Raw genomic sequence first — 26,422 nt, 5'->3', positions numbered from 1 at the left:
CAATGGAACACCGTCACCTCATCGCCATCCTGCGTGGCATTACCCCGCCCGAAACCGTCGACGTCTGCCAGGCGCTGATTGCCGCCGGCATCACCATGATCGAAGTGCCGCTCAATTCGCCCGACGCGCTGACCTCGATTGCGCTGGCCTCCAATTCGCTGAGCGATGCGGCTGCCATCGGCGCCGGCACGGTGCTCTCCAAGAAGCAGGTCTGGGCCGTTTCCGACGCGGGCGGCACCTTTATCGTCTCGCCCGATACCAACAAGCAGGTCATCGAAGAGACCGTCCGCCTGCAGATGCTGTCCTATCCCGGCGTCTTCACCCCCACCGACGCCTTCCGCGCCATCAAGGCCGGCGCCACGGGCCTCAAATTCTTCCCGGCCGAAGTGCTGGGCCCCAAGGGCATCAAGGCGATGAAGGCGGTGCTGCCGCCCGAAATCCCGGTCTATGCCGTGGGCGGCGCCAATCCGGATAATTTCAGCGAATATTTTGCCGCCGGCTGCACCGGCTTTGGCCTGGGCACCTTCATCTACAAGCCCGGCATGACCGCCGCCGACGTGGCCGAGCGCGCCGCCACGGCTGTTGCCGCCTATGATGCGGGGCAGAGCAAATGAGCCAGACCGCCCGCCTCCTTCTTGATTCGCAGTGCCAGCTCGGCGAAGGCCCGGTCTGGCATGACGGCCGCCAGCAGCTCTTCTTCCTCGACATCAACGAGCAGACGCTCTTCGCCGTAACCGCCGACGGCGAGATCGCCGACAGCTGGCTGTTCAACGAAAACGTCGCGGCCGTCGCCATCCATGACGATGACACGCTGGTGCTGGTCACCGACACCGGGCTCAAGCATTTCGATATCGCCACCGGCGGCATGAACCGCATCAACGAGATCGAGGCCGACAGGGCCAATACCCGCGGCAATGACAGTCGCGTGCATCCATCCGGCGCCTTCTGGATCGGCACCATGGATCGCGCCGATGAGGACCAACACTCGGGCTCGCTCTATCATTTCCGCAATGACGTGCTGACCACGCTGAAGTCGCCCGTCCAGATCCCCAATGCCACCTGCTTCTCGCCCGATGGCAAGATCGCCTATTGGACCGATACGCCGACCCAAAAGATCATGCAGGTCGCGACCGATCCGGCGACCGGCCTGCCCATCGGCGAATGGACGCTATTTGCCGACGTTTCGGATGGCCCCGGCTATCCCGATGGCGCCGTGGTCGATAGCGAGGGCTATCTCTGGAACGCCCGCTGGGGCGGCTCCTGCGTCGTGCGCCATGCACCCGATGGCTCGGTGGACCGCGTGATCCAGGTGCCGGTGAGCCAGGTCACCTGCCCCGCCTTTGGCGGCAAGGATCTGAAAACCCTTTTCATCACCACCGCCGCCAAGAACCTCAGCGAAGATCAGCTTGCTGCCGAAAAGCATGCCGGCAGTCTCTTCGCCGTGGACCTCGACGTGGCCGGCCAGCCCGAAGCCCGTATCGCTCTCTGAAAGCCTGTTACATGATCTCTCCCAGCCTCGGCGTCTGTTACTATCCTGAACATTGGCCCGAGGACTGGTGGGAGGCCGACGCCGCCCGCATGGCCGAGGTCGGCATTGCCTGGGTGCGCATCGGTGAATTTGCCTGGTCGCGCTTCGAGCCGACGCCGGGCGAGCTGCATTTCGACTGGATCATCCGCGCCATGGATGTCTTCCATCGCCATGGCATCAAGGTCGTGGTCGGCACGCCGACGGCGACCCCGCCGCGCTGGATGGTAGACAAGCATCCCGACATGCTGGCGGTCGATCTCAACGGCAAGCGCAAGGGCTTTGGCTCGCGCCGCCACTATGATTTCAGCCACCTGCCCTATCGCGAGGAAGCTGGCCGCATCACGCGCCTGCTGGCCGAGGCCGTCGGCCAGCATCCGGCGCTGGGCGCCTGGCAGACCGACAACGAATATGGCTGCCACGACACGACCTATTCCTATTCGCCGGCGGCGAAAGAAGGCTTCCAGCTCTGGCTGCAGCAGAAATACGACACCGTCGATGCGCTCAACCAGGCCTGGGGCAATGTCTTCTGGTCGATGGAATACAATCGCTTCGACCAGGTCGAGCTGCCAAACCTTCTGGTGACCGAAGCCGCGCCGGCCCATGGCCTCGACTTCCGCCGCTATGCCTCCGATCAGGTCGCCGCATTCAACAGGGTGCAGTTCGACATCCTCAAGTCGATCCGCCCCGATCTGCCGGTCATCCATAATTTCATGAGCCGGACCACCGATTTCGACCACTACGACGTGGCCGAGACGCTCGACATCGCCAGCTGGGATTCCTATCCGCTCGGCCATCTCGCCGTCAGCGACGAGCCCGAAGAAACCAAGCACCTCTACATGCGCCAGGGTGATCCGGACAATGCCGCCTTCCACCACGATCTCTATCGCGCCGTCGGCCATGGCCGCTGGTGGATCATGGAGCAGCAGCCCGGCCCGGTGAACTGGGCCCAGTTCAATCCCGATCCCCTGCCCGGCATGGCCCGCCTCTGGGCCTGGGAGGCTTTCTCCCATGGCGCAGAGGTCGTCACCTATTTCCGCTGGCGCCAGGCGCCCTTTGCGCAAGAACAGATGCATGCCGGCCTGATGCGGCCCGACCGCGAGCCAGCGCCGGCTTATCACGAGGCCAGCCAGGTGGCGCAGGAACTCAAGACACTCGATCTCAGCGGCATGGTCGGCAAGGCGCGCGTGGCGCTGGTCTTTGACTATCAGAGCGAATGGGCCTGGCAGATCCAGCCACAGGCGAAGGGTTTCACCCATAGCGCCCATGTCCGCGGGCTCTATGCCGCTTTCCGCAAGCATGGCGTCGATATCGACATCCTGCCGCCCAGCACGAAAAGCTTTGCCGGCTATGACGTGGTTGCCATTCCCGCGCTCTTTGCCTGGAACGACGACCTGCGATCGGCCATCGCCGATTTTGAGGGCCACCTGCTCATTGGCCCGCGCTCCGGCTCCAAGACGCAGGATTTTTCCATTCCCGCCAACCTTGCGCCCGATCTGCCGAGCAACCTGCTCGACGTCAAGGTCATGCGCGTGGACAGCATCGATCCGTCCATCGACGTGGAAGTGCGTGGCAGCGGGTCGATCCATCACTGGCGCGAGCGGCTGGAGACGCGGGCCAATGTGGTCATCGAGGATGTCGATGGCTGGCCGGTGCTGGTCAACCAGGGCAAGCTCTACTATCTCGGCGCCAGCGGCTCGAAGGCGCTGATCCAGCGCGTGGTGGACCAGTTGATCGAGGAGGCCGACCTGCCCACGATCAACCTGCCAGCCGGCGTCCGTTGCCGCACCCGCGCGGGCTTCCGCGTCTATGTGAACTATGGTGCCGGCCCGGCGACGCTCAATCCCGCCACCGACGAGAGCGGCTATGTGCTGGGCACGGCCGAGCTGACCGCTGCCGGCGTCACGGTGGCAAAACTCGCCACGGCCGGCTGAGATTGGGAATGGCGGTGCGGATTTCGAACCGCGCCGCCGCCTCGTCCCATGCCAGCCAGTGCACGCCGCCTGCGGCCAGGTCATCGGCGTCCACCACCTGCCCGCCCACACAGCTCCTGGGCGCCCTGACGCGGGCGATGATCAGATCATGCAAGCCGCAATCTTCGGCAAAGGCCGCCGCATTGCGGATCACCGCGACGGAAAAGCGCTCGGTCTGCGCAATACAGCCGAGGCTATCGCAGCGCGCGCCGGCGAAGCCTTCGGCGAAAACTTCCTGATAATGGTCGCTCCAGACTTCGACAGCAAAGCTGTCGGCCTTGCCACTGACCAGGCCATGGCCATCCGCCTGGCGCAGCGCAACGGCCTGCGTCGTGTCTGCGACGAGAATATCGGGCCGTTGGTCCAGCCCGAAAAGCAGGATCAAGGGAAGTGCCACGACTGGCCCGGCCAGCCGCCACCAATTGTTGACGAAGGCGAACCAGGCCAGCGCGGCAAGCCCGATGACCAACGCCCAATGCGTCAGCAGCGGGTTACCGGTCCAACCCTGGCTCCAGCCGGCGACCAGAACGGCACCGTCGACCATCCGGTCGATCCCCCAGCCCATTACTGCCACAAAGGGCGCTTCAACGCCAAATGGCATGGCCAGCACCGACAGCACGGCGAAGGGCATGATGACAAGGCTCACCACCGGCAGCACCAGCACATTGCCCAGCACGCCAAGCGGTGCCGTCTGCTGGAAGTGATAGGCCGAGAACAGCAGGGTCGCCGTGCCGGCGATGAAGCTGGTCAGCGCCGTGGCCCAGATCGTGCCCCAGAGCCGTCCACCCCAGCTGCGTTCCCCCTCGAAGGGCTTGCGCGGCATTTCGTAGACCCCGATCAGCGCCACCACGGCAGCAAAGGACAGCTGGAAACTGGCGCGGAAGACGCTGGCCGGATCAATGACGATGATCGCCAGCGCGGCAATGGCCACATTGCGCATGGTCAGCGCCCGCCGCCCGGCCAGCACGGCGCCAAAGACCAGGCCCAGCATGATGGTCGAGCGCAGGGCCGGCACATTGTTGAACCCACCCGCCAGCAATAGGTAGAAGGCCGCCGCTAGGATGCCGCCCAGCGCCGCGATCTTCTTGATCGGCCAGCGCAGCGCAATGCCCGGGACCGACGCCATGCCCAGTCGCAGCAGAAAATAGAGCCCGCCTGCGACGATCGACAGATGCAACCCCGAGATCGAATAGACATGCGCCAGCCCCGCCGCCGCCATGACGTCGCGCGTCTCGTCATCGATTCCGCTCTGGTCGCCCATCACCATGGCCCGCCCGATCGCCGCCGAGTGCGCATCGAGCACCGCGTCGATCCGCAACCCGATCGCCGACCGCATGCCCTCCATCGCCCGGGTCAGGTCGAACTCGCCCTGTCGCAACAGTTCGAAATCCCCGGTCACATTGCCATAGGCGCCAATGCCGGAAAAATAGGAATGGAACTGTCCGTCATAGGCGCCCGGCAGGATCGGACCCGGCACCGGCGCCAGCCGCATGCTCGCCCGGATCACATCGCCCGGCGCCAGCGCCGTCTCACCCGGCACGACGAGGCGCGCCCTGGCGATCGGCACGGCCCGCGCATCGGCAACCGGGACCAGACCGGAGATGACGACACGCTGCGCCTCGGCATTGGCCGACAGCACCTCGTCGACTCGCGCCTCGTAAGTTCCGAAGGCGGGACGCGCCAGCATCTCCGTGCCGAAAAAGGCCCCATGCAGCGGCAACAGGCAGAGGCCCAGCCAGAAAAACACAATCAGCAAGAAGTCGTCCAGCATGCTTGTCTGCCAGAGCAGGCCAATGCCCACCAGCAGCGCCACGCCAACCGACCCCATGGCCCAGGTCTCTGGCTCCACCGGCAGCGAGGCATAGGCAACAAGGCCGCCGATCATGGCAAAGGGGAGCAATACAAAGATCCGGCGCGACGTCGCAGCATCGCGTCCCGAGACGGTCCGGGTAGCACTAAACTGCGGAAGCTTCGGAGAAAAAGCCGGCGCCAGCGGGACCTCTGCCGTCCCGGCGTCACGCTCGCGTGTCTCCGCGTCCTGCACCGCCCCAGCCCCCGCCCTTGCGCTCGTGCCGCTCTATGCTACACACGGCTCCAAAATCCTCCAAGCATTCCGGTATCATGTCCCAGGTCGTCACCCGCTTCGCCCCTTCGCCCACCGGCTACCTCCATATCGGCGGAGCAAGAACCGCTTTGTTCTCATGGGCTTACGCTCAGAACAAGGGCGGCAAGATGCTGCTGCGCATCGAGGACACCGACCGCGAACGCTCCACCGAAGCCGCTGTCGTGGCCTTGGTCGACGGCCTGAAGTGGCTCGGCCTGCATTGGGATGGCGAGCCGATTAGCCAGTTCGGCCGCGCTGCCCGCCATGCCGAAGTCGCCCATGAGCTGGTCAAGATGGGCCACGCCTACTACTGCTACTGCTCGCCCGCCGAGCTCGACCAGATGCGTGAAGAGGCCCGCGCCGCCGGTAAACCCCCGCGCTACAACGGTTACTGGCGCGACCGCGACCCCAGCGAAGCGCCGGCCGGCGTCTCCCCCGTGGTCCGCATCAAGGCCCCGCTGAGCGGCGATATCGTCGTCGACGACCACGTCCAGGGCAAGGTCGTGTTCAAGACAGAGAACCTCGACGACTTCATCATTCTGCGCTCGGACGGTACCCCGACCTATATGCATGCCGTCGTCGTCGACGATCACGACATGGGCGTCACCCACATCATCCGCGGCGACGACCACCTGACCAATGCCGCCCGCCAGATCATTATCTACCAGGCCATGGGCTGGACGGTGCCCGAGATGGCCCATATCCCGCTGATCCACGGCCCGGATGGCGCCAAGCTCTCCAAGCGCCATGGCGCGCTGGGCGTCGAGGCCTATCGCCAGATGGGCTATCTGCCTGAGGCGCTGCGCAATTATCTCGCTCGCCTCGGCTGGAGCCATGGCGATGACGAGATCTTCTCGACCGACCAGATGGTCGAATGGTTCAGCCTCGAAGGCCTCAACAAGGGCGCGGCGCGCTTCGATTTCGTCAAGCTCGAGAATATCAACGGCCATTATATCCGCGAAGCCAAGCCCGACTATCTCTACAAGGTGATGGTCGATACCGCCGCCGAAGTCGGCCGCACTGCCGATGTCGATGGCCTCCGCGCCAACGAGGCGACGGTACTGGCCGCCATCCCGGAATTGCAGCCGCGCGCCAAGACCGTGCTGGAACTGATTGACCTGGCCCAGTTCATCTACGCGTCACGCCCGCTTGCTATCGATGCCGCTGCGGCGGCCCTGCTGACCGACGAAACCCGCGCTGTCCTCAAGGACATGGCGGAAATCCTGCGTGGCCTCAACGAGTGGACCGTCCCGGCCATCGATGGCGCCATGCGCACCCTGGCAGAAGCCAAGGGATTGAAGCTGGGCAAGCTGGCCCAGCCCCTGCGCGCGGCCCTCACCGGACGCACTGTTTCGCCGGGCATTTTTGAGGTTATGGTGCTGATCGGCCGCGACGAAGCAATGGCCCGCCTCGACGATCAGACCGGCACTGTCTAGTGCCATTCGGAGGGTAAGCCTTGCTTACCCATTGGTTGCTTCGGGCGGGTAAAAGCGATACCTGTCCAAAGCAGCTGTAACTGCCCAATATTTCGCCCCGCCGACCGCATTTTCGCCGTCAGGAAAGGGGCCTCCGAGGAGAGCTCAATGACCGAAAAAGTCGCCAAACTCGTCATCGGGGACCAGACGCACGAACTTCCCGTGCTGTCGGGTTCCGTTGGTCCGGATGTGATCGACATCCGATCGCTCTATGCCAAGACCGGCATGTTCACCTATGACCCTGGCTTCACTTCGACGGCTGCTTGCGAGAGCGCGATCACCTATATCGATGGCGACAAGGGCGAGCTGCTGTATCGCGGCTATCCGATCGAACAGCTCTCCGAAAAGAGCACCTATATCGAAGTCTGCTACCTGCTGCTCTACGGCGAGCTGCCGAACAAGACCCAGCTGGCCGAGTTCGAGGAACTGGTGACGCGCCACACCATGGTGCATGAGCAGATGCATTATTTCTATCGTGGCTTCCGCCGCGATGCGCATCCGATGGCCATCATGACCGGCGTCGTCGGCGCCATGGCTGCCTTCTACCATGACTCGACTGACATCACCGATTCCCAGCAGCGCGAGATCGCCTCGATCCGCATGATCGCCAAGATGCCGACGATCGCCGCCATGGCCTACAAATATTCGGTCGGCCAGCCCTTCGTCTATCCGCGCAATGATCTCGATTACGCGTCGAACTTCCTGCACATGTGCTTCTCGGTTCCGGCCGAAAACTACAAGGTGAACCCGACCATCGCCAAGGCGATGGACCTGATCTTCACCCTGCATGCCGATCACGAGCAGAACGCGTCGACCTCGACCGTGCGCCTGGCCGGTTCCTCCGACGCCAATCCCTTTGCCTGTATCGCAGCCGGCGTTGCCTGCCTCTGGGGCCCGGCCCATGGCGGCGCCAATGAAGCAGCGCTCAACATGCTCAAGGAAATCGGCACCGTCGACCGCATTCCCGAGTATATCGCCCGCGCCAAGGACAAGTCCGACAGCTTCAAGCTGATGGGCTTTGGTCACCGCGTCTACAAGAACTTCGACCCGCGCGCGACCGTGATGCAGCAGACGGCCAAGGAAGTGCTCGACCTGCTCGGCGTGCACAACAATCCGACGCTGCAGGTTGCGCAGGAACTCGAAAAGATTGCCCTGGAAGACCCCTACTTCGTCGAGCGCAAGCTCTATCCGAACGTCGACTTCTACTCGGGCATCATCCTCGAGGCGATCGGGTTCCCGACCTCGATGTTCACCGTGCTGTTCTCGGTCGCCCGCACCGTTGGCTGGATCAGTCAGTGGAAGGAAATGATCGCCGATCCGCAGAAGAAGATCGGTCGCCCGCGCCAGCTTTATGATGGATCGCCGGCCCGCGACTACGAGCCGATCAGCGTCCGCTGATCCCAATGAGAAAGGACCCGGTCCGCCGGGTCCTGACGGGGATGGCCTTCGGCCCCCTGCTCCATCAAGTCACCAAGCTCGCCAAAGGCCACTATCTGGTCCTGGCGGGCTTTTTTACTGTCCAGCAGTTCACGCACCGCGGCGGTCAGGGCAGCGGCATCGGGCGCTGACTGCACCAGTTCCTGCACCAGGGGACGGTCGAGGATGATATTGGGCAGCGAGACCGGCGGACGGCCGAGCTTGTCATAGGCCTTGGCCTGGGGACCATCGAGCACATAGCTGACGACCATGGGCACCTGGGCCAGCGCCAGTTCAAGCGTCGCCGTGCCCGAGACGGCGAGCGCCATCAGGGCATAGCGGTAAAGCTCGCCCCGCGCCGCGCGATCGGCAACGACGGTGACCGGCACGGGCCAGTCGGCCGTCTCGCGCTCGATGCGGGGTTTGAGGGCCGAAAGCGTCGGGATGACCACGCCATCAACGGCCGGATGAGTGCCGATCTGCTCTACGACCTGACGGAACAACGGCAGATGCCGGCGCAACTCTCCATCGCGGCTGCCGGGCAGCAGGACCAGCGGGCCACGATCGGACGAGTCGCGAACAATGCGCTCGCCGAGGGCCGGATGGCCGACATAGTGGGTTTGCGGACCGCCGAGTTCGGTCATGACGGCGGGCTCGAAGGGCAGCACCGCGAGTACTTCCTCGAACAGCGGCTTGAGCCTGGCGGCGCGCTGCGGTGCGCGGGCCCAGACAGTGGGCGCCACATAAAGAATCAGCTTGCCCTTGTGGCCGAGCTTTTTGGCCCGCTTGGCGACCAGCTTGGAAAAGTCCTGCGAGTCGACGAGGACGACGATGTCCGGATTGGCCTTGCGGATCGTCCGAGCCGTCTGCTCGACGCGCCACAACAGCAGCGGCAGGCGCATCAGCACGTCGGTGATGCCCATGACGGCGAGATCGCTCATCGGAAACAGCGACTTCAGACCCTCGGCCTGCATCTCCTGCCCACCGACGCCGATGAAACCCAGATGCACTCGCGCCTTGAGGCGACGGATCAGATCGGCGGCAATGCGGTCGCCCGAAGGCTCACCGGCCAGGATGAACAGCCTGAGCCGGTCCGGCTCGCTCATTGGCTGTCTTCGAGGTCTACGCTGCGCGGCAGAAGGATCGGGCGGTCCGATGCGGCGGCAATAAAGGCCACCACGTCCTGCACCAGCCGGTCACCCTTGAACAGCTCGGCCGCATCCTCGACGCGTTCGCGCAGGGTGCCTTCGCTGGCAAAGATCTGCCGATAGGCCGCGCGCAGGCGATGGATCGATTCCCGCTCGAAGCCGCGGCGCTTGAGGCCGACGAGATTGAGCCCCGCCAGCCGCGCGCGATTGCCGACGGCCAGGCCATAGGGAATGACGTCGGCATCGACCATGCTATGCGCGCCGATGAAGGCATGCTCGCCGATGCGCACGAACTGGTGCACGGCGCAGATGCCGCCGAAGCGGACATGGTCACCGACGATGGCGTGGCCAGCGATGCCGACATAGTTGGCCAGCACCACATTATTGCCAACGCGCGCGTCATGGGCGACATGCGAACAGGCCATCAGCAGGCAATCGTCACCGATCTTGGTCAGCATGCCGCCGCCCTCGGTACCCGGATTGATGGTGACCGATTCACGGATCGTGCAGCGCTCGCCGATCTCGACGCGCGATGCCTCGCCGTGGAATTTCAGGTCCTGCGGCTGATGCCCGACCGAGGCGAAAGGAAAAATCCGGCTATCGGCGCCAATGCTGGTGCGGCCCTCGACGACGGCATGCGAGATCAGCTCGACATTGTCGCCCAGGACGACATTCTCCCCGACGATGGAATACGGCCCGATCTTGACGCCCTTGCCCAGCTGGGCGCCGGGCGCAACGATGGCCGAAGGATGAACGACGGTATCGCTCACGAATTGGCCTCGACGATCATGGCCGAGATTTCGGCCTCGGCGATCAGCGTGTCACCCACCATGGCCCGGGCCTGGTAGCGGCCGACATTGCGGCGGCGCTGGATCTTGGAAATATGGAATTCGAGCACGTCGCCCGGAACGGCGGGCTTGCGGAACTTGGCCTTGTCGATGCCCAGCATCAGCACGATGTTCTTCTTGCCCGTGCCCGCTTCGAACTTGATCACGATGGCGCCGGCGGTCTGCGCCATGCCCTCGATGATCAGCACGCCCGGAAAGATCGGGTTTTCAGGAAAATGGCCCTGAAAGATCGGCTCGTTATAGGTGATGTTCTTGATGCCGACCGCCGACTCGTCGCCGTTGATCCCGACGATCTTGTCGATCATCAGGAACGGATAACGATGCGGCAGGCTCTGCAAGATTTCGCCCAGGCTCATGGCCGAGAGTTCAGTGCTCTCTGTTGCGCTGTCGGTCATCCCCGCTTGTCCCCTTTGGATAGTTTCCGCAAAGTGGCGAGTTCTCGCCAGTGATCTCTTATATCGACGGCCGGAGCACCGGCAAGCTTGCTGCCGGGCGGCCAGTCCTTGGTGACGGCGCCCCGCGCATGCACCACGGTGCCCGCGCCAATGGTCAGGTGTCCTGACGACGCCGAATTGCCGCCCATCAGCACGCCGTCTTCCAGCGTCGTTGAACCAGCCAGTCCGCTCATGGCCGCGATCAGGCAACCGCGGCCAATCTTGCAGTTGTGCCCGATCTGCACGAGGTTATCGATCTTGGTTCCCTCGCCGATCATGGTGTCGCCAAGGGCGCCACGGTCGATGGTGGTATTGGCGCCGACCTCGACGCGATCCTGCAGCAGCACGCGGCCGAGCTGGGGCACCTTGCGGTTGGAACGACCATGGTCAAGCCAGCCGAAGCCTTCCGTGCCGATGCGCACGCCGGAATGAATGGTGACCTCATTGCCGATATGGGCGCAGTCGATCGTGACATTGGGCCCGATCGTGCTGTTGCGCCCGATGGTGACCCCTGCCCCGATGACGGTATTGGCGCCGATCACCGTACCACGCCCGATTTCGACGCCAGCGCCGATCACCACATTCGAGCCGGTGACCACGTCACGCTCGAAAATCGGCGCGCCCAGGTCAGCACGGCCACCGGCCAGGACCGAGCGGGTGTTGGACGGATAAAGCAGATCAAGGATGTCGACGAAGAGCAGATGCGGCTTGTCGGTGACGATCGCCACGGCGCCTTCCGGTACGGCGTCGCGCAGGGCCGGCAGCACGATAACGGCGCCGGCAGCGGTCGCGCGCAGCTCTTCGATGTAATTGGCATGGGCCGCAAGGCCGATTTCGCCGGGGCCTGCCATATCGAGCTCGCAGGCGCCCGAGATGGAAAGCTCTGCCCCGCTCAACCCGGCCAGCAGGTCATCGCGCTTGAGCGCAGAAAGGATGCTGGAGATCGAAAAGGGGCCGGCAAAGGGATGGAAACGGGTGTCGACCATTCGAGTACTCAAAAAAATTGAGCCGCGGTGCTTGCCGCCCGCGGCTCAATGAACTGTCTCACGCCGAAGCGATTAGAACAAGGACGACATGGTGATCTGGAACACCTGGGTGCGGTCCGAGGACGACTTGTCGAGCACGTGGGCGAAGTCGCCACGCAGCGGGCCGAACGGGCTATCCCAGATCAGCGAGGCACCAACCGACGTGCGGATCGGAACATCGACACTGCCAGGATCGACAGTTGCGAGGCTGGAGTCGAAGCCAGGGAAGCGACCATCGTCGATCCACGCGGCATCAGCCCAGACGGCACCCGACACGCCGTAGCTTTCCGGCAGGACCGGGATCGGGAACTCGATCTCGCCCGAGATACCGGCATAGGCGACGGCACCAAGGTATTCGCCATTCGACAGACGCGGGCCAAGGCCACCACCTTCGAAGCCACGGATCAGCTGCGAACCAGGACGGAAGGCTTCCACGGCATGGACGCCATCATCGCCAAGGTCGTTGATGATACCGGCCTGACCACGGACACTGGCAACGATGCCGCTATCCTGGATCAGAGGCACGTAGTAACGGGCACGAGCTTCCGACTTGAGCAGGTTGTGGTCCCAGCCGATGTACTGCTGCGTGAAGGACGCGAACAGGCCTTCGGTCGGCGACTTGGTGTCATCAAGGCTGTTCCAGGTCAGCGTATAGCCGGCGAACGCCTTGTTGAACTCCTGGCCATCGTCAACCAGGACGGAGAAGTTGCTTTCCTCGTCCGTGATTTCCTTGTGCTCGCCACCCACAAAGAGCGTGGCAGACAAAGCGCTGGTCAGCGGGATGTTGGCGCGAACCTGGCCACCCGTCGACTGCGAACCGTAGTAGATCGACGAGCCTTCATCGCTGATGCGGTGGTAGGCGTCGATGCCGGCAGCAACCTTGAGACCCATGAAGCGGGGCTCGGTGAAGGAGAAGTCGAAGGTACGACCCGATTCCGAGGCACCGATCGAGGCACGCAGGTACTGGCCACGACCAAGGAAGTTGCGTTCGGTCAGCGAGACTTCGCCGAGAATGCCGTCCGTGGTCGAGTAACCGGCCGTGGCGCCATATTCACCCGTCGACGTTTCAGTCACGTTGACGTTGATGATCACCTTGTCCGGAGCCGAACCCTGCGCCGTCGTCACGTTGACGGCAGAGAAGTAACCCAGGGCGTCGATGTTCTTGCGGCCACGGACAACCAGTGCACGACTGAAGGGGTCGCCTTCGGCGAACTCCAGCTCACGACGGATGACGAAGTCACGCGTCTTGGTATTGCCCGAGATATTGATGCGCTCGACATAGATGCGTGCGCCTTCGTCGACCAGGTAGGTCACGTTGAAGGTGCCGTTGGTCACATCGCGATCAAGGCGGGCACGGACGTCGGCGAAGGAGTAACCCTGGACGTTGGCTTCGTAAGCCATGTCCTCGATCGAGGTCTGCAGGTCGACAGCCGAGTAATTGCCACCCTTGCCGGTCTGCACGGTGCCGCGGAGGGCATCGGTGTTCAGGCCGTCGATGCTGGTTTCGATACCAACATTGGCAAACTCGTACTTCTGACCTTCATTGATCGTGAAGTTGATGAAATAGGCATTCTTGGCGGCATCATATTCGCCGACAGAATTGACCTGCGCATCCGGATAGCCACGGTTAGCGTAGTAGAGGCGGATGCGTTCGCGGTCGACGGCGATCTTCTGCTCGTCATAACCGTCATCCTTGAAAAGCCAGCTGAGAATGCCGGTTTCCTTGGTGAGCATGTTGCTCTTGAGATTGTTGGAGCCAAAGGCGTTGTTGCCAGTGAAGTTGATCGCCGCAATGCCTGCGCGATTGCCTTCGTTGACAACGAAAATGACACGAACGCGACCATCATTGGTCGCTTCGGTACGCGCCGCTACCGAAACACTGAGGAAGCCGTCGCGGTCATAGGCCTGACGGATGCTCTCGATGTCGGAATTGACGCGCTGCTGTGTGTAGACGCCCGATGAAGAGACATCGACCATCGCCAGCAGCTGGGTATCGGTGAAACGCTTGTTGCCCTCGAACAGCACCGAAGCAACGAGTTGCTCCTGAGCCTGAGCAGTCGCAACGCCAAGAACTGGGATGCTGTAACCGGCGAGCGGTGCTGCACCCATAATGGCAAGCGCCAGAACCGCGCCGCGCATCAGCTTGGTGGGATGGATCATATTGTTATTGCCTTCTGCGACCAGGCCCGGAGAATCGCCATGCACAGCGCTCCCCCAAGCTAACTCCATGGCACCGTTTTACCTGCTTTTTAACCAACCACAAGCCGCAAGGCCGGACGCAGTTAGCAAATGCTTGGTGCCCTTGTATTCATGCAACACCTTGCGAACCAAGGTTAACCGCGCGTTACCGCAGAATCCCGAAATGCGCAAAGATCGTGTCGTTAAAGAGCGTGAACACCATGAGCGCCAGGACAAGGGCAAATCCGAAACGGAAGCCGATTTCCTGGACCTTCATGCTGAGCGGACGCCCCCTGACGGCTTCCACCAGATAGTACATCAGGTGTCCGCCGTCGAGCATGGGTACCGGCAAAAGGTTGAAAATCCCGATATTTAGCGAGAGCAGCGCCATAAGATTGATCAGCGCGACAATGCCCAGGGTCGCCACTTCCCCGGAAACCTTGGCCACTTTGACCGGTCCACCGAGCTGTTCGACGTCACCGCGGCCGACAAAAAAATCGCCCAGGAAGGCGGCCGTGCGCTGGATTATGAAGCGGATTTCCTCGCCCGTCATGCCGATCGCCTCGATCGGACCGGGCCGGTAGAGCGTGACTTCGGATTCGTCGACGTCGCGGCTCACGCCGATTCTGCCGATGCGCTGCATATTGCCGAAGCGGTCCTCGATCTCGGTCGCTTCGGGCGTCATGATGATGGTCTGCGGCGAGGCATCACGCTCGATGCCAACGGTTACCGGACGCTCGGGGCTGGTCGCCACCATGCGCTGGAAATCTTCGAAGCCGCGCACGACATAGCCATCCACCGAGGTGATGACGTCGCCCGACTGCAGCCCGGCCGCCTCGGCCACCGAACCGACGATGACGTCACCGACGATGGGCGGAATGGTGTAGCGGCCATAGCCCATCAGCAGGGCATAGAGGATGACGAAGGTCAGCAGCACATTGGCCAGCGGCCCGGCCACGACCACGGAAATCCGCTGCCAGACATTCTTGTTGGCGAAGAGTTTCGGACGTAGCGCCGGGTCGATCTTTTCGAGCGCCTCCGGATCGGGAACGCTGGCCTCGTTCATGTCGCCGAGAAAGCGCACATAGCCGCCCAGCGGCACGGCGGAAATCTTCCAGCGCGTGCCATGCCTGTCGGTCCAGCCGACCAGCTCGCGGCCGAAGCCGATCGAAAAGGCCTGGATGGCAATGCCATTCCAGCGCGCCACAAGATAGTGGCCCATCTCATGCACGAAGACGATGACCGTCAGCACCGCCAGGAACGGGACGACATAGGACAACAGCCAGAAGACGAAATCGAACATGGTATTCCTTGATTGGCGCGCGCCGCCGGCCCTACCAGTAAAGCAGGCCTTCGGCTACCGCGCCGTAACCGCCATGCAGCGCACCGACCAGCAGCACCAGCAAGATGCCGAATGTAAGGCTGTCGAGCCGGTCCATCAGGCCGCCATGGCCCGGGATGATGTCGCCGCTATCCTTGATGCGGAAGTGCCGCTTGACCGCACTCTCGCTCAGATCGCCCAACTGGCCCAGCACGCTGATCGTCGCAGAGAGCAGCAAGCCGATCCACCAGGGCGAATCCGTCGCCAGGATCCAGACCAACAGCCCTGCCCCGGTTCCCAGTGCCAGGCCACCCGCCGCGCCCGACCAAGTCTTTGAGGGCGAGATATCGGGCGCCAGCTTTTCGCCGCCGATCTGCCGACCGGCGAAGAAGGCCGCGGAATCGGTCATCCAGACCACGGTGCCCAGATAGATCCCGGCGATCACGCCGGCCGAGAGGCTGGCGACGCTGTCGCCCCGCATGGCCAGGGCCGCAATGATGATGGCGCCGTAGATGCAGAGCCCGAGGATGCGCCACAGCACCCCCTCCCCGCGCATGCCCACGGCTATGGCACAGGCCAGGGCGATCACGACGATCGTCCCAGATGGACCGAAGACTGGATAGACGAGGCCCGAAGCCGCCACGAGACCGATGAGCACCATGCCGGCCGGCGTCAGCGGCGCGCGGGTGACCATGGTCTCCCATTCGCGATAGCAGCCGGCGAACACGGCGCCGACGACCGCGGCGAAGACATAGCTGCCGATGTAAAGCGCCGAGGCGGTCAACGCGAGCAGCACGGCTGCCGAGATCAGGCGTGGCCCGACATCGGACCAGCTGCGGCGCGCCTTCGGCTGGGGCTCTGGCGCGGAACCGTGCTGGTCGGTCAAAGCTTTGCCTCGATACCGCCGAAACGCCGGTCACGCTGGGCAAATGTCTCCAGCACCTTGATGAAGCTGGCTTCGTTGAAATCAGGCCAATATTCGTCGACGAAGACGAATTCGGCATAGGCCGCCTGCCAGAGCAGGAAATTGGAAATGCGTTGCTCGCCACTGGTACGGATGATCAGGTCCGCATCGGGCAGGCCCGCCGTATAAAGCGCGCCGGCGATGGAGTCCTCGGTGATATCTTCCGGCGACAGCCGGCCCGCCGCAACTTCACGCGCTAGGTGTCGTGTCGCATCAGCGATCTCGGCCTTGCCGCCATAATTAAAGGCCACGATCAGCACGAGGCCGGTATTGGCCTGCGTCTTGGCTTCGACATCGTCGATCAGCCGGATCAGGCTCGGCTCCAGCCCCTGCCGGCTGCCGATAATGCGCACTTTCACATTGTTGCGGATCAGCCGTTGCAGGTCCGATGCAACAAAGCGCCGCAGCAAATTGAAGATGAACGAAATCTCGTCCTTGGGCCGCGTCCAGTTTTCCGAGGAGAAACTGAACACCGTCAGATGCGCCACGCCATAGTTGATGCAGAGCTCAACCAGGTTGCGCAGCGACTTGACGCCCTCGATATGGCCCTCGGTCCGGCGCTTGCCGCGGGCTTTCGCCCAGCGGCCATTGCCATCCATGATGACACCAAGATGGGTTGGAATGCGCAGACGCGGGCGCTGCGCAACCTCGACATTCATGGCTGGATCAATGGACATCCACGCCCTCCCGGCGCGCTGCAGCCGCCTTAGACCTGCATGATTTCCGCTTCTTTGGCGGCAACGACCTGGTCGATTTCGGTGACGGCAGCATCGGTCGCCTTCTGCACGAGATCGGACTGTACGCGGGCATCATCCTCGCTCAGACCGTCCTTTTGCGCCTTCTTAAGATCATCCATGCCATCGCGGCGGATGTGGCGCACGGCGACACGGGCAGCCTCGGCATAGTTGTGCGCGACCTTGGCCAGTTCCTTGCGGCGCTGCTCGTTAAGCTCGGGCAGCGGCACACGGATGATCTGGCCCTCGCCCATCGGGTTGAGGCCCAGGCCACTATCACGGATCGCCTTTTCCACGGCATTGGCCATGCTGCGATCCCAGACCTGGACGGAGAGCATGCGCGCCTCGGGCACAGTCACGGTTGCGACCTGGTTGAGCGGCATGCGCGAACCATAGGCTTCAACGGTCACCGGCTCGAGCAGGCTCGCGCTGGCACGTCCGGTCCGCAAACCAGCAAGTTCGTCGCGCAGCGAAGAAATCGACTTCTGCATGCGGGTTTTGAGGTCTGCGAGATCATAGGCCATTCTGGTCGTCCTTTTAGGCTAAAGCGGCATGCCGACGCGTGTACTGCGGACACGTCCGGCCAATACACCAGAAAGACCTTCCTTGTCGTCCAGCGAATACACGATTATCGGCATGTTATTGTCGCGGGCAAGTGCGAAGGCGGCAGTATCCATCACCCGCAGGTTCTGACTGATCACATCGTCATGGCTGATCTGCTCGTAGCGGGTTGCCGCCGGATCCTTTTTCGGGTCCGCCGAATAGACGCCGTCGACATTGGTGCCCTTGAGCACGATGTCGCATTCGAGCTCGATCGCCCGCAGCGCGGCCGCCGTGTCGGTGGTGAAAAATGGATTGCCGATACCGCCACCCAGCACCACCACATAGCCATCGTCCAGCGCCGCCTTGGCGGCCCGGGCGGTATAGGTGTCGGCGACGGAGGGCATGGTCGTGGCGCTGAACACCTTGGCCTTGACGCCTGCCGTGGTCAGCGCGCCAGCCAGGGCCAGCGCATTGATCACGGTGCCCAGGGTGCCCATCATGTCGGCGGTGACTCGATCGCCGCCATTGGCGGCCACGGCCATGCCGCGGAAGATATTGCCACCACCGGTGACGATGGCGACCTGGACGCCCGAATTGGCGACTTCGGCGATCTGCTGGGCGACGCCGCCCAAAAATTCTGGCTGGATGCCGAACTGCTGATCGCCCGAAAGCGCTTCGCCCGAAACCTTGAGGAGAATGCGTTTATAGGCAGGTGCCATCGGCAGACCCCTTTACTGGACAAATCAATGCGGGGCTCCGAATCCGGAAACACCCGGTGAACCCTATGGCAAAATCGCCCTCAACAGAAGGCGTCACACCAATGGAAAAGCGACGGCAGGGTTTTGCGCTCGATCCCGGCCAAATAAAGGCGGGAGAGCAGCAGGCGGGCCCGTGGGTCCGCCTGCGACAATTTTAGAAGACTTAGGCCTTGACGCCGGCCGTGGCCGCGACTTCGGCAGCGAAGTCGGTTTCGACCTTTTCAATGCCCTCGCCGAGCGCATAGCGCACGAACTTGGTCAGCTTGATCGGGGCGCCAACGTCCTTCTCGGCATTCTTGATCGCATCGCGGACCTTGGTCTCGCCGTCGATCACGAAGGTCTGGGCCAGCAGCGTGACTTCTTCGAAGTACTTGCGCATGCGGCCATCGACCATCTTCTCGGCGATTTCTGCCGACTTGCCGGATTCCTTGACCTGCTCGAGGATGATCGCGCGTTCGCGGGCAACCACGGCCTGGTCGAGTTCTTCGGGGTCGATCGCCAGCGGATTGGTCGCAGCGATATGCATGGCCAGCTGACGGCCGAGAGCCGAGAGCGCTGCCTTGTCGCCGGTCGATTCGAGAGCAACCAGGATGCCGATCTTGCCCAGGCCAGCCTTGACGGCATTGTGGACATAGCTTTCGACAACGCCGTCGGAGACCGAAACGGCTTCCGTGCGACGCAGGTTCATGTTCTCGCCGATCTTGGCGATGGCTTCGGTCAGTTCGGCCGAAACCGAATGGCCGGTGCCGGGGAACGGCATTTCTCCGAGCTTGACGACATCGCCATCGGCATCGAGCGACAGCTTGGCAATGGCCGAAACGATATTCTGGAACTGCTCGTTGCGGGCAACGAAGTCGGTTTCAGAGTTCACTTCGACAACAGCAGCCTTGGTGCCGGCAGTGGCAACGCCAACCAGACCTTCGGCAGCAACGCGGTCAGCCTTCTTGGCAGCCTTGGCGAGGCCACGGGTGCGCAGCCAGTCGACCGCTGCTTCCATGTCGCCATTGGTCTCGGCCAGGGCCTTCTTGCAATCCATCATCCCGACGCCGGTCGAGTCGCGGAGCTGCTTGACCAGGCCTGCAGTAATTTCAACCATGATAATACCTTTCGGCGGCCCCTCTATACGGGGCCGCATGGTTTCAGTTCAGAACGAAATCCGTGTGACGGATTTAGCTTGCAGCGGCTTCGTCGGCAGCCGGCAGGTCTTCAGCCGGTGCGCGGTCGGAGGCGCCGATGTCGGCACCCAGAGCCGAGGACGAACGGCCGATGCCGTCGATGGCAGCACGCGAGATCAGCGAGACATAGAGTTCGAGAGCGCGCGACGCGTCGTCATTGCCCGGGATTGCGTAGTCGACCGTGTCGGGATCGCAATTGGTGTCGACGATGGCCACGACCGGGATACCCAGACGACGGGCTTCCTTGATCGCATTGGCTTCCTTGTTGGTGTCGATGACGAACAGAAGCGACGGCAGGTTGCCCATGTCCTTGATGCCGCCCAGGTCGCGCTCAAGGCGTTCCTGTTCGCGGGACATCATCAGGCGTTCCTTCTTGGTGCGGAGCGCCAGGTCGTCTTCGCTCATCGATTCGAGTTCGCGCAGGCGCGAGATCGAGTTCGAGATCGTCTGCCAGTTGGTCAGCGTGCCGCCCAGCCAACGCGAGTTGACATAGTACTGAGCCGACTGCTTGGCAGCGTCAGCCACCAGCGGAGCCGCCTGACGCTTGGTGCCAACGAAGAGCACGCGGCCGCCATCGGCAACGGTGTCGGACACGAGCTGCAGCGCGCGGCTCAGGGCCGGCACGGTCTGGCTCAGATCGAGAATGTGGATGTCGTTGCGAACGCCGAAAATATAGCGCTCCATCTTGGGGTTCCAGCGGTGCTTCTGGTGACCAAAGTGAACGCCTGCTTCAAGCAGTTGACGCATAGAGAATTCGGGCAGAGCCATCTGGCTGCTCCTAAGTTTACCGGTTGATGCCGCCACGAGGCCTTGCGACGGTCTCCCGCCACCGGATGGTATTTCGATTGCTCGAAACGCCTGCCCCATGTGTGAAATCGCGCTGACACGCAGTCAAACGCAGGGGCGATATAGGCGATGAGGGGCAGAAAGGCAAGCGACCTGCGGGCACCGGCCTCAATCAGCCTGTGTGAGGTCCTTCTCGAAGAACAGCAGGAAGCCCTCGGAACCGGCCGGCGGCGGATAATAGGCCGGGATGCGACGGAAGCCCAGCTTCTGATAGAGCGCAATCGCCGGCGCCTGGTGACGGCTTGTATCGAGCCGCATGATGCGATGATCACTGTCCCGCGCCAGCTCGATCAGGCGGGTGGCGAGCGCGAGGCCAATGCCTCGGCCATGAAAGGCCGGTTCGACGAACATCCGCTTCATCTCGCAGACGCCCGGTTCCAGCGGTCGCAGGGCGACGCAGCCGACCGCCACCTCTCCCTCCCGCGCTAGCAGCAGCCGGCCATCGGGCGGCGCATATTTCCCCGGCAGGTTTTCCAGCTCCGCATCGAAGGCGGCGGGATCGAAATAGCGGTCGATCATGTGCCGGTCCTCGACACTCAACTCCTGCGCCCACGCCACGAAGGCGCGCATCAGCCGGCGGGCATCGTCCATATCGGCGCGGGCGCTCGTTTCCACGATCGTGACCATCTTGTCCTCCAAGGCTGCAGCGGCAAAGCATAACGCATCGGTTACCGGCAATGAACCTTGAGGCTTGCACCGCCCTCGGGACCACCTGACCTTCGGGTCGTCAATCCGACGTGCAGGTGGTCCCTCTGGGCGTGAGCCCGCCATTCGGACATAGCCCTCATGGCCTTCTTGTCTGAAATCGCTCCACTGGAGCGATTTTGCCTTTCCGGCACGACTAGAAGCCGTTCGGCCAATTGGCGTCGCGGTGCACGGTGCGGGAAGCGGCTTTTCACCTCGGGGGCCGCGAGGCCCCCAATATGTTTTTAATGAAGAGGCTAGAGCCGCTTCCCACGATCCGGTTTTTCCCATGCCTGCATCGAGCGGCGCTACTAGGGCGCCGGTGGTCAGCAGTACGCAGGTGCCGGGCGACCCCGGCTGCCAGTTCATCCCCGCCCGATGCTTCGTCGGCACCGCGTGTGTGACGGCGGGAACGAGGGGTAGTATGCGGCAGGCGGGAGGGGGTGAGGAAAAGTCGCGCGAAAATAATTGTAAGTCACTGAGGAGATGCAAGAAACCTGCAGTCTGAAATGGGGGGATTGGGATTGGGATTGGGATTGGGATCGGCACGTGCAAGGCAGGTTGCCGTCCAGCGCCGCGCTGCAAGCCTGATGTCTCTAGGCCTTCAGCCTGGCACGCTGTGAAGTGCCACGACCAACAACCACGTCCGAGACTTCGGCTATGCCCGATGCGCGCAGCAATTTGGATAGAGAAGCAGCATGCTTGCGCGGCTCGATCTTGCCCTGATTCCTCAGAAAATTCCCAAGCGATGCCAGGTCTACCCAGCCGTCCGGGCCGGCCGTTTCATCGATGGCATCGATAAGCGCCTGGCGTCCAGGCGCGCCGAGAGCCGCCTTGTTCGGCATTGGACTAACACTAGAGACAGGCTTTACGGTCCTCGTCGCCTTGCCCTGCCTGACCTCCCCAAGCTGAGCAAACACGTCGCATGCTAACCTGAAGGCATCGGGGGTCTTGGCCTCGCCTATGCCAATGACCCTGAGGCCCTCCTGACGGATGCGGATGGCCAGGCCGGAAAAATCACTATCACTGGAGACGATGCAAAAACCATCGTGCTCCCGCGCATGCAGCAGATCCATGGCATCAACGACCAGCGCCATATCGGAAACATTCTTGCCGGAGACATGGCTGAATTGATGCACAGTCCGCAGCGCATGCCGGTTGACGCTGGCTTTCCAGCCAGACATTCCGGACGCTCCCCAATCGGCATAGGCACGCCGCGTTCCCGGCCTGCCATGTCTGGCAACGGTATCGAAAACGCCGTCGATCAAATCGGCAGAAATGTTCTCCGCATCGATGAGAACGGCCAGACTAGAGAGTAAACTCGCCACGACGTTGCCCCGCATTCACCAGATCGCTGATGAGATGCATGCGGCAAGCGGATCGCCCAGCGGCAAGTTCGCCGCTGGTGTCCAAAGGGTAAAAAGACGCGATTGGCCCTGCGGGACGGCCGTGCCATTCGGCCACAGGCCTCATGGCCTTCTCGGTTCAAATTGCTCCACCGGAGCGATTTGTCGGCAGCGCCGCCACCTCGAAGTCAGACGAACTCGGCGTGGGTGACACCGTCCAGCGCCTTGATGCCACCGGCAACTTCGGCGGTGAGGCGGTAGGAACCGGGCAGTTCGACTTCATATTCGCGTGCGCCCGCATCGCGGATGACGACAAAATTGACCTTGCCCTCCCCGCCCCGCTTGAGCTGGGCGTTGATCGAGCCGAGCGCCTTGGCGTCGGCGGCATAGATGGTGAGGCGCCGCTCGATCGTGTCTTCGATGCCGTCGAGCTTTTGCGCCGACAGCAGGCGCAGGCTGATGCCGTCGGGACGTTCGTCGGCGCCGACCTGGAGGATCACCGACTTGCCGGGCGTGAGGATGGCGCCGAACTCGTTGATCTGCTCGGAAAAGGCGATGAGCTCGAACGTGCCGGTCTGATCGCTCAACGTGAGGATCATCATCGGCGTGCCCTTCTTGGTGCGCCGGTCCTGTCGCCCGCTGATCGTGCCGGCGAGACGCCCGGCCGAGGCGCCATCCTTGACGGCACGCTCGAAATCGCCCCAGCGCTGCACGCGCAGCTTTTCGAACAGGTCCGAATAGGCATCGAGCGGATGCGCCGAAAGGTGGAAGCCAATGGCCGACAGCTCGCGATCGGCGCGCTCGGTCGTCGTCCAGGCAGCAACGCCTGCGGGCATGCGCAAGGGCTCGGGCTCACCCGTGTCGAACATGTTCCACTGGCCCTCGTTGCGTTCCGAGGTCAGCGACTGGGCCATGCCGATCACCGCTTCCATGGCGGCGAAGGCCACTTCGCGGCGCGGCACCAGGGAATCGAAGGCGCCGGCGTTGACCATGGTCTCGAGCGTGCGCTTGTTGAGCACCTTCGGATCGACGCGGCGGGCAAAATCGCCCAGGTCCTTGAACGGGGTGCTGCCGCGCACTTCGACGATATGCTCGGCCATGGCGCGGCCGACGCCCTTGACCGCCGACAGGCCGTAATGGATGCGCCGCTCCTTCACTGCAAACACCACCTCGGAAGCATTGACGCAGGGCGGTACGACCTCGATGCCCTTCTTGCCCGCCTCGCGGCGGAAGTCGGAGAGCTTGTCGGTCTGGGCCATGTCGAGCGTCATCGAGGCCGCATAGAACTCATGCGGATGATGCTTCTTGAGATAGGCCGTCTGATAGGAGACCCAGGCATAGGCCGCGGCGTGGCTCTTGTTGAAGCCGTAGTTGGCGAATTTTGCCAGCAGGTCGAAAATCTGGTCGGCCAGCTTTTCCTTGACGCCCTGGCTGGCCGAGCCCTCGCGGAAGCGGATGCGCTGGCGGTCCATCTCCGCCTTGTCCTTCTTGCCCATGGCGCGGCGCAGCATGTCGGCTTCGCCCAGCGAATAGCCCGAGAGCAGCTGGGCGATCTGCATCACCTGCTCCTGGTAGACGATGATGCCATAGGTCTCGTCGAGCACGGTCGACAGCGTCGGATGGGGATAGGCCACATCCTCGCGGCCATGCTTGCGGTCGATGAAGCTCGGGATATTGTCCATCGGGCCAGGCCGATAGAGCGCGTTCATGGCGATGAGATCTTCGATCCGGTCGGGCTTGAGCTCCATCAGCGCCCGGCGCATGCCCGAGGATTCAAACTGGAAGATGCCGTAGGTGTCGCCCTGGGCATAGAGCTTGTAGGTATCGGCATCGTCGATCGAAATGGCGTCGATATCGAGCGGCTCGCCTTCGCGCACCGCGTTGACCATGTCCACCGCATAGCGAATGGTGGTCAGCGTCTTGAGGCCGAGGAAGTCGAACTTGACGAGGCCCGCCGGCTCGACCCACTTGAGATTATACTGCGTCACCGGCATGTCGGAGCGCGGATCGCGATAGAGCGGGATCAGCTCCTGCAGCGGCCGGTCGCCAATGACGATACCGGCGGCGTGGGTCGAGGCGTGGCGGAACAGGCCTTCCAGCGCCGAGGCGATTTCCACCAACTGGGCAACGGTCTCGTCGTCATCCACCATCTGCTTGAAGGCCGGCAATTCGGCCATGGTGCGCGGGATCGACCAAGGGTCGGCCGGATTGGCCGGCACCAGCTTGCACAGACGGTCCACCTGCCCATATGGCATCTGCAGCACGCGACCGACGTCGCGCAGCACGGCGCGGGCCTGCAGCGTTCCAAAGGTGATGATCTGCGCCACCTGGCTGGCGCCATACTTGTCCTGGACGTAGTGGATCACCTCTTCGCGGCGATCCTGGCAGAAGTCGATGTCGAAGTCCGGCATCGAGATACGTTCGGGATTGAGGAAGCGCTCGAACAGCAGGTTGTAGCGCAGCGGATCGAGGTCGGTGATGGTGGTGGCATAGGCGACGAGCGATCCGGCGCCCGAACCGCGGCCCGGCCCCACCGGAATGCCCTGCGCCTTGCCCCACTGGATGAAGTCGGCCACGATCAGGAAATAGCCGGGGAATTTCATCTTCTCGATGACGTCCAGCTCGAAGGCCAGGCGATCGCGATATTCCTGCTCGGTCTTGCCCGGCGCAATTCCGCTGCTCGCGAGGCGCCTGTCGAGCCCCTCCTCCGAGATCTTGCGCAGGGCCTGCGCTTCGGCGGCGACCACGACATCTTCGGGCGCATTGGGATCGGCGGCAAACTTGGGCAGGATCGGCCCGCGGGTGCGTGGCCGGAAACTGACGCGGCGCGCAATCTCGATGGTTGACTCCAGCGCCTCGGGCAGGTCCGAGAACAGCTCCACCATTTCGGCACGGGTCTTGAAATAATACTGATCGTTGAGCTTGCGCCGCTCGGTCTGGGCCAGCACCGTGCCGCCGGCAATGGCCAGCAGCGCATCATGCGCCTCGAATTCCTTGGGCGTCTTGAAAAAAGGCTCGTTGGTGGCCACCAGCGGAATGCCCTTGCGATAGGCATAGTCGATCAGCCGCGGCTCGACACTGGCTTCCTGCGCCCGGCCGTGGCGCTGCAGCTCGATATAGAAGCGGTCGCCGAACACCTCGGCCAGCCGGTCGAGCCGGCGCAGCGCATTTGCGTCCTGCCCCTGGGCGAAGGCCATGTCGATGGCGCCCTCGGGCCCACCGCTGAGACAGATGACGCCGGCCAGCGATTCCCGGGTCATCCAGTCCGGCTTGACCCGGCTCATGCCGTCCTCGCCTTCGAGATAGGCGCGCGACACCAGGGTCGACAGATTGGCAAAGCCCTCGGCGGTCTGGGCGGTCAGTACGATGCTGGACTTGCCCGACCAGGCCACGAAGCCGCGCTCATTGAGTCGCTCTTCGGTGGAGGCGAAATCGACGGGCAGTTCCACGCTGATCAGCGGCTGGATGCCCTTCTTGGTCGCCTTCTCGGAAAATTCCAGTGCCCCGAACAGATTGCCGGTATCGGCAAGGCCAAGCGCCGGCTGATTGTCGGCGGCAGCGAGCTTGAGAATGGTCTCGAGCTGGATGGCGCCTTCCAGAAGCGAGAAGGCCGAATGGACGTGAAGATGGATAAAACCTGGACCGCTCATATCAGACCCTTACCACCGGCGCCGGGCGATCCTCAAATCACCTGAGGCGCAATCCACAGCGCTTGCGTGTCACACCAGCTTGGTGATGACATCCATCCAGGTGAGCGAGCCGATGGTGAAGGCCCCCAGCGTGACGAATGCGGCGAAGTCCTTGAGGAAAGTGAGCATCTGCATCTCCCGTGTTGCTATAATGTTCTTATATGTTGCTTGTTTGTTCCTGTCCAGTGTGAGGAATGGGAACAACGGGGATTGGGGTCACTTGGTTAGCAATTGGT

21 protein-coding genes are annotated in these 26,422 nt (G+C 62.8%); 5 read left to right on the top strand and 16 right to left on the bottom strand.

Translation table 11 applies throughout. The features are described 5' to 3' along the window. Positions 1 to 2 precede the first annotated feature (2 nt). From P0Y65_06675 to P0Y65_06665, 3 genes are read left to right on the top strand one after another with little or no spacing between them, the layout of a single operon-like run. Entirely contained in the window at positions 3 to 614 is a 612-nt protein-coding gene (locus tag P0Y65_06675; protein ID WEK05933.1) for a 2-dehydro-3-deoxy-6-phosphogalactonate aldolase, read from the top strand. Continuing rightward, on the top strand, positions 611 to 1,489 hold the full coding sequence (locus P0Y65_06670) for an SMP-30/gluconolactonase/LRE family protein (protein ID WEK05932.1): 879 nt from the start codon (positions 611 to 613) through the stop codon (positions 1,487 to 1,489). Before P0Y65_06675 ends, P0Y65_06670 begins: the two co-directional genes overlap by 4 nt. 11 nt (positions 1,490 to 1,500) lie before the next feature. After that, positions 1,501 to 3,459, top strand: a complete 1,959-nt coding sequence (locus P0Y65_06665) for a beta-galactosidase (protein ID WEK05931.1) — start codon at positions 1,501 to 1,503, stop codon at positions 3,457 to 3,459. Here the strand turns inward: P0Y65_06665 and P0Y65_06660 are convergent. Continuing rightward, positions 3,428 to 5,398: a ComEC/Rec2 family competence protein gene (locus P0Y65_06660; protein ID WEK05930.1), complete on the bottom strand. Its 1,971-nt coding sequence runs from the start codon at positions 5,396 to 5,398 to the stop codon at positions 3,428 to 3,430. The genes P0Y65_06665 and P0Y65_06660 overlap by 32 nt on opposite strands. A gap of 218 nt (positions 5,399 to 5,616) precedes the next feature. Here P0Y65_06660 and gltX point away from each other — a divergent pair, with 218 nt between their 5' ends. After that, positions 5,617 to 7,038 (top strand): glutamate--tRNA ligase, encoded by a 1,422-nt coding sequence (gene gltX, locus P0Y65_06655; protein WEK06745.1) that lies wholly within the window; start codon positions 5,617 to 5,619, stop codon positions 7,036 to 7,038. 147 nt (positions 7,039 to 7,185) lie between these two features. Then, positions 7,186 to 8,475, top strand: a complete 1,290-nt coding sequence (gene gltA / locus P0Y65_06650; protein ID WEK05929.1) for a citrate synthase — start codon at positions 7,186 to 7,188, stop codon at positions 8,473 to 8,475. Here the strand turns inward: gltA and P0Y65_06645 are convergent. From P0Y65_06645 to dnaE, 15 genes are all read right to left on the bottom strand, one after another. Next, positions 8,451 to 9,599 (bottom strand): lipid-A-disaccharide synthase, encoded by a 1,149-nt coding sequence (locus P0Y65_06645; protein ID WEK05928.1) that lies wholly within the window; start codon positions 9,597 to 9,599, stop codon positions 8,451 to 8,453. The genes gltA and P0Y65_06645 overlap by 25 nt on opposite strands. Further along, positions 9,596 to 10,411 (bottom strand): acyl-ACP--UDP-N-acetylglucosamine O-acyltransferase, encoded by an 816-nt coding sequence (gene lpxA, locus P0Y65_06640; protein ID WEK05927.1) that lies wholly within the window; start codon positions 10,409 to 10,411, stop codon positions 9,596 to 9,598. Before lpxA ends, P0Y65_06645 begins: the two co-directional genes overlap by 4 nt. Beyond that, complete coding sequence (gene fabZ / locus P0Y65_06635; protein ID WEK05926.1) at positions 10,408 to 10,884, bottom strand: 3-hydroxyacyl-ACP dehydratase FabZ; 477 nt, start codon at positions 10,882 to 10,884, stop codon at positions 10,408 to 10,410. Before fabZ ends, lpxA begins: the two co-directional genes overlap by 4 nt. Beyond that, positions 10,881 to 11,909, bottom strand: a complete 1,029-nt coding sequence (gene lpxD / locus P0Y65_06630; GenBank protein ID WEK05925.1) for a UDP-3-O-(3-hydroxymyristoyl)glucosamine N-acyltransferase — start codon at positions 11,907 to 11,909, stop codon at positions 10,881 to 10,883. Before lpxD ends, fabZ begins: the two co-directional genes overlap by 4 nt. 72 nt (positions 11,910 to 11,981) lie before the next feature. Beyond that, positions 11,982 to 14,108 carry an outer membrane protein assembly factor BamA gene (bamA, locus tag P0Y65_06625; GenBank protein WEK05924.1) on the bottom strand — a complete coding sequence of 709 codons (2,127 nt, stop codon included), beginning with the start codon at positions 14,106 to 14,108 and terminating at the stop codon, positions 11,982 to 11,984. 184 nt (positions 14,109 to 14,292) lie between these two features. Further along, complete coding sequence (gene rseP / locus P0Y65_06620; GenBank protein WEK05923.1) at positions 14,293 to 15,429, bottom strand: RIP metalloprotease RseP; 1,137 nt, start codon at positions 15,427 to 15,429, stop codon at positions 14,293 to 14,295. A gap of 31 nt (positions 15,430 to 15,460) precedes the next feature. Then, entirely contained in the window at positions 15,461 to 16,333 is an 873-nt protein-coding gene (locus tag P0Y65_06615; GenBank protein ID WEK05922.1) for a phosphatidate cytidylyltransferase, read from the bottom strand. Beyond that, a complete protein-coding gene (locus tag P0Y65_06610; GenBank protein ID WEK05921.1) occupies positions 16,330 to 17,088 on the bottom strand; it encodes an isoprenyl transferase in 759 nt (252 codons plus the stop codon). The genes P0Y65_06615 and P0Y65_06610 overlap by 4 nt, the downstream gene beginning before the upstream one ends. 29 nt (positions 17,089 to 17,117) lie before the next feature. Beyond that, positions 17,118 to 17,669 (bottom strand): ribosome recycling factor, encoded by a 552-nt coding sequence (gene frr / locus P0Y65_06605; protein WEK05920.1) that lies wholly within the window; start codon positions 17,667 to 17,669, stop codon positions 17,118 to 17,120. An 18-nt stretch (positions 17,670 to 17,687) separates the two neighbouring features. Next, a complete protein-coding gene (pyrH, locus tag P0Y65_06600; GenBank protein WEK06744.1) occupies positions 17,688 to 18,413 on the bottom strand; it encodes a UMP kinase in 726 nt (241 codons plus the stop codon). A gap of 196 nt (positions 18,414 to 18,609) precedes the next feature. Further along, positions 18,610 to 19,542 (bottom strand): translation elongation factor Ts, encoded by a 933-nt coding sequence (tsf, locus tag P0Y65_06595; protein WEK05919.1) that lies wholly within the window; start codon positions 19,540 to 19,542, stop codon positions 18,610 to 18,612. A 73-nt stretch (positions 19,543 to 19,615) separates the two neighbouring features. Next, positions 19,616 to 20,389: a 30S ribosomal protein S2 gene (gene rpsB / locus P0Y65_06590; GenBank protein WEK05918.1), complete on the bottom strand. Its 774-nt coding sequence runs from the start codon at positions 20,387 to 20,389 to the stop codon at positions 19,616 to 19,618. Positions 20,390 to 20,575: 186 nt separating this feature from the next. Continuing rightward, complete coding sequence (locus tag P0Y65_06585) at positions 20,576 to 21,094, bottom strand: GNAT family N-acetyltransferase (GenBank protein ID WEK05917.1); 519 nt, start codon at positions 21,092 to 21,094, stop codon at positions 20,576 to 20,578. A gap of 653 nt (positions 21,095 to 21,747) precedes the next feature. Continuing rightward, positions 21,748 to 22,494, bottom strand: a complete 747-nt coding sequence (locus P0Y65_06580; protein WEK05916.1) for an NYN domain-containing protein — start codon at positions 22,492 to 22,494, stop codon at positions 21,748 to 21,750. A gap of 191 nt (positions 22,495 to 22,685) precedes the next feature. After that, positions 22,686 to 26,147, bottom strand: coding sequence for a DNA polymerase III subunit alpha (dnaE, locus tag P0Y65_06575; GenBank protein ID WEK05915.1), 3,462 nt, complete (start codon positions 26,145 to 26,147; stop codon positions 22,686 to 22,688). Positions 26,148 to 26,422: the final 275 nt, after the last annotated feature.

Origin of the sequence: Candidatus Devosia phytovorans (genome assembly GCA_029202405.1) — a bacterium.
Taxonomy (GTDB): Bacteria; Pseudomonadota; Alphaproteobacteria; order Rhizobiales; family Devosiaceae; genus Devosia; species Devosia phytovorans.
The sequence above is the reverse complement of the archived record's forward strand: the minus strand, read 5'-3'. Positions and strand labels throughout refer to the sequence as shown.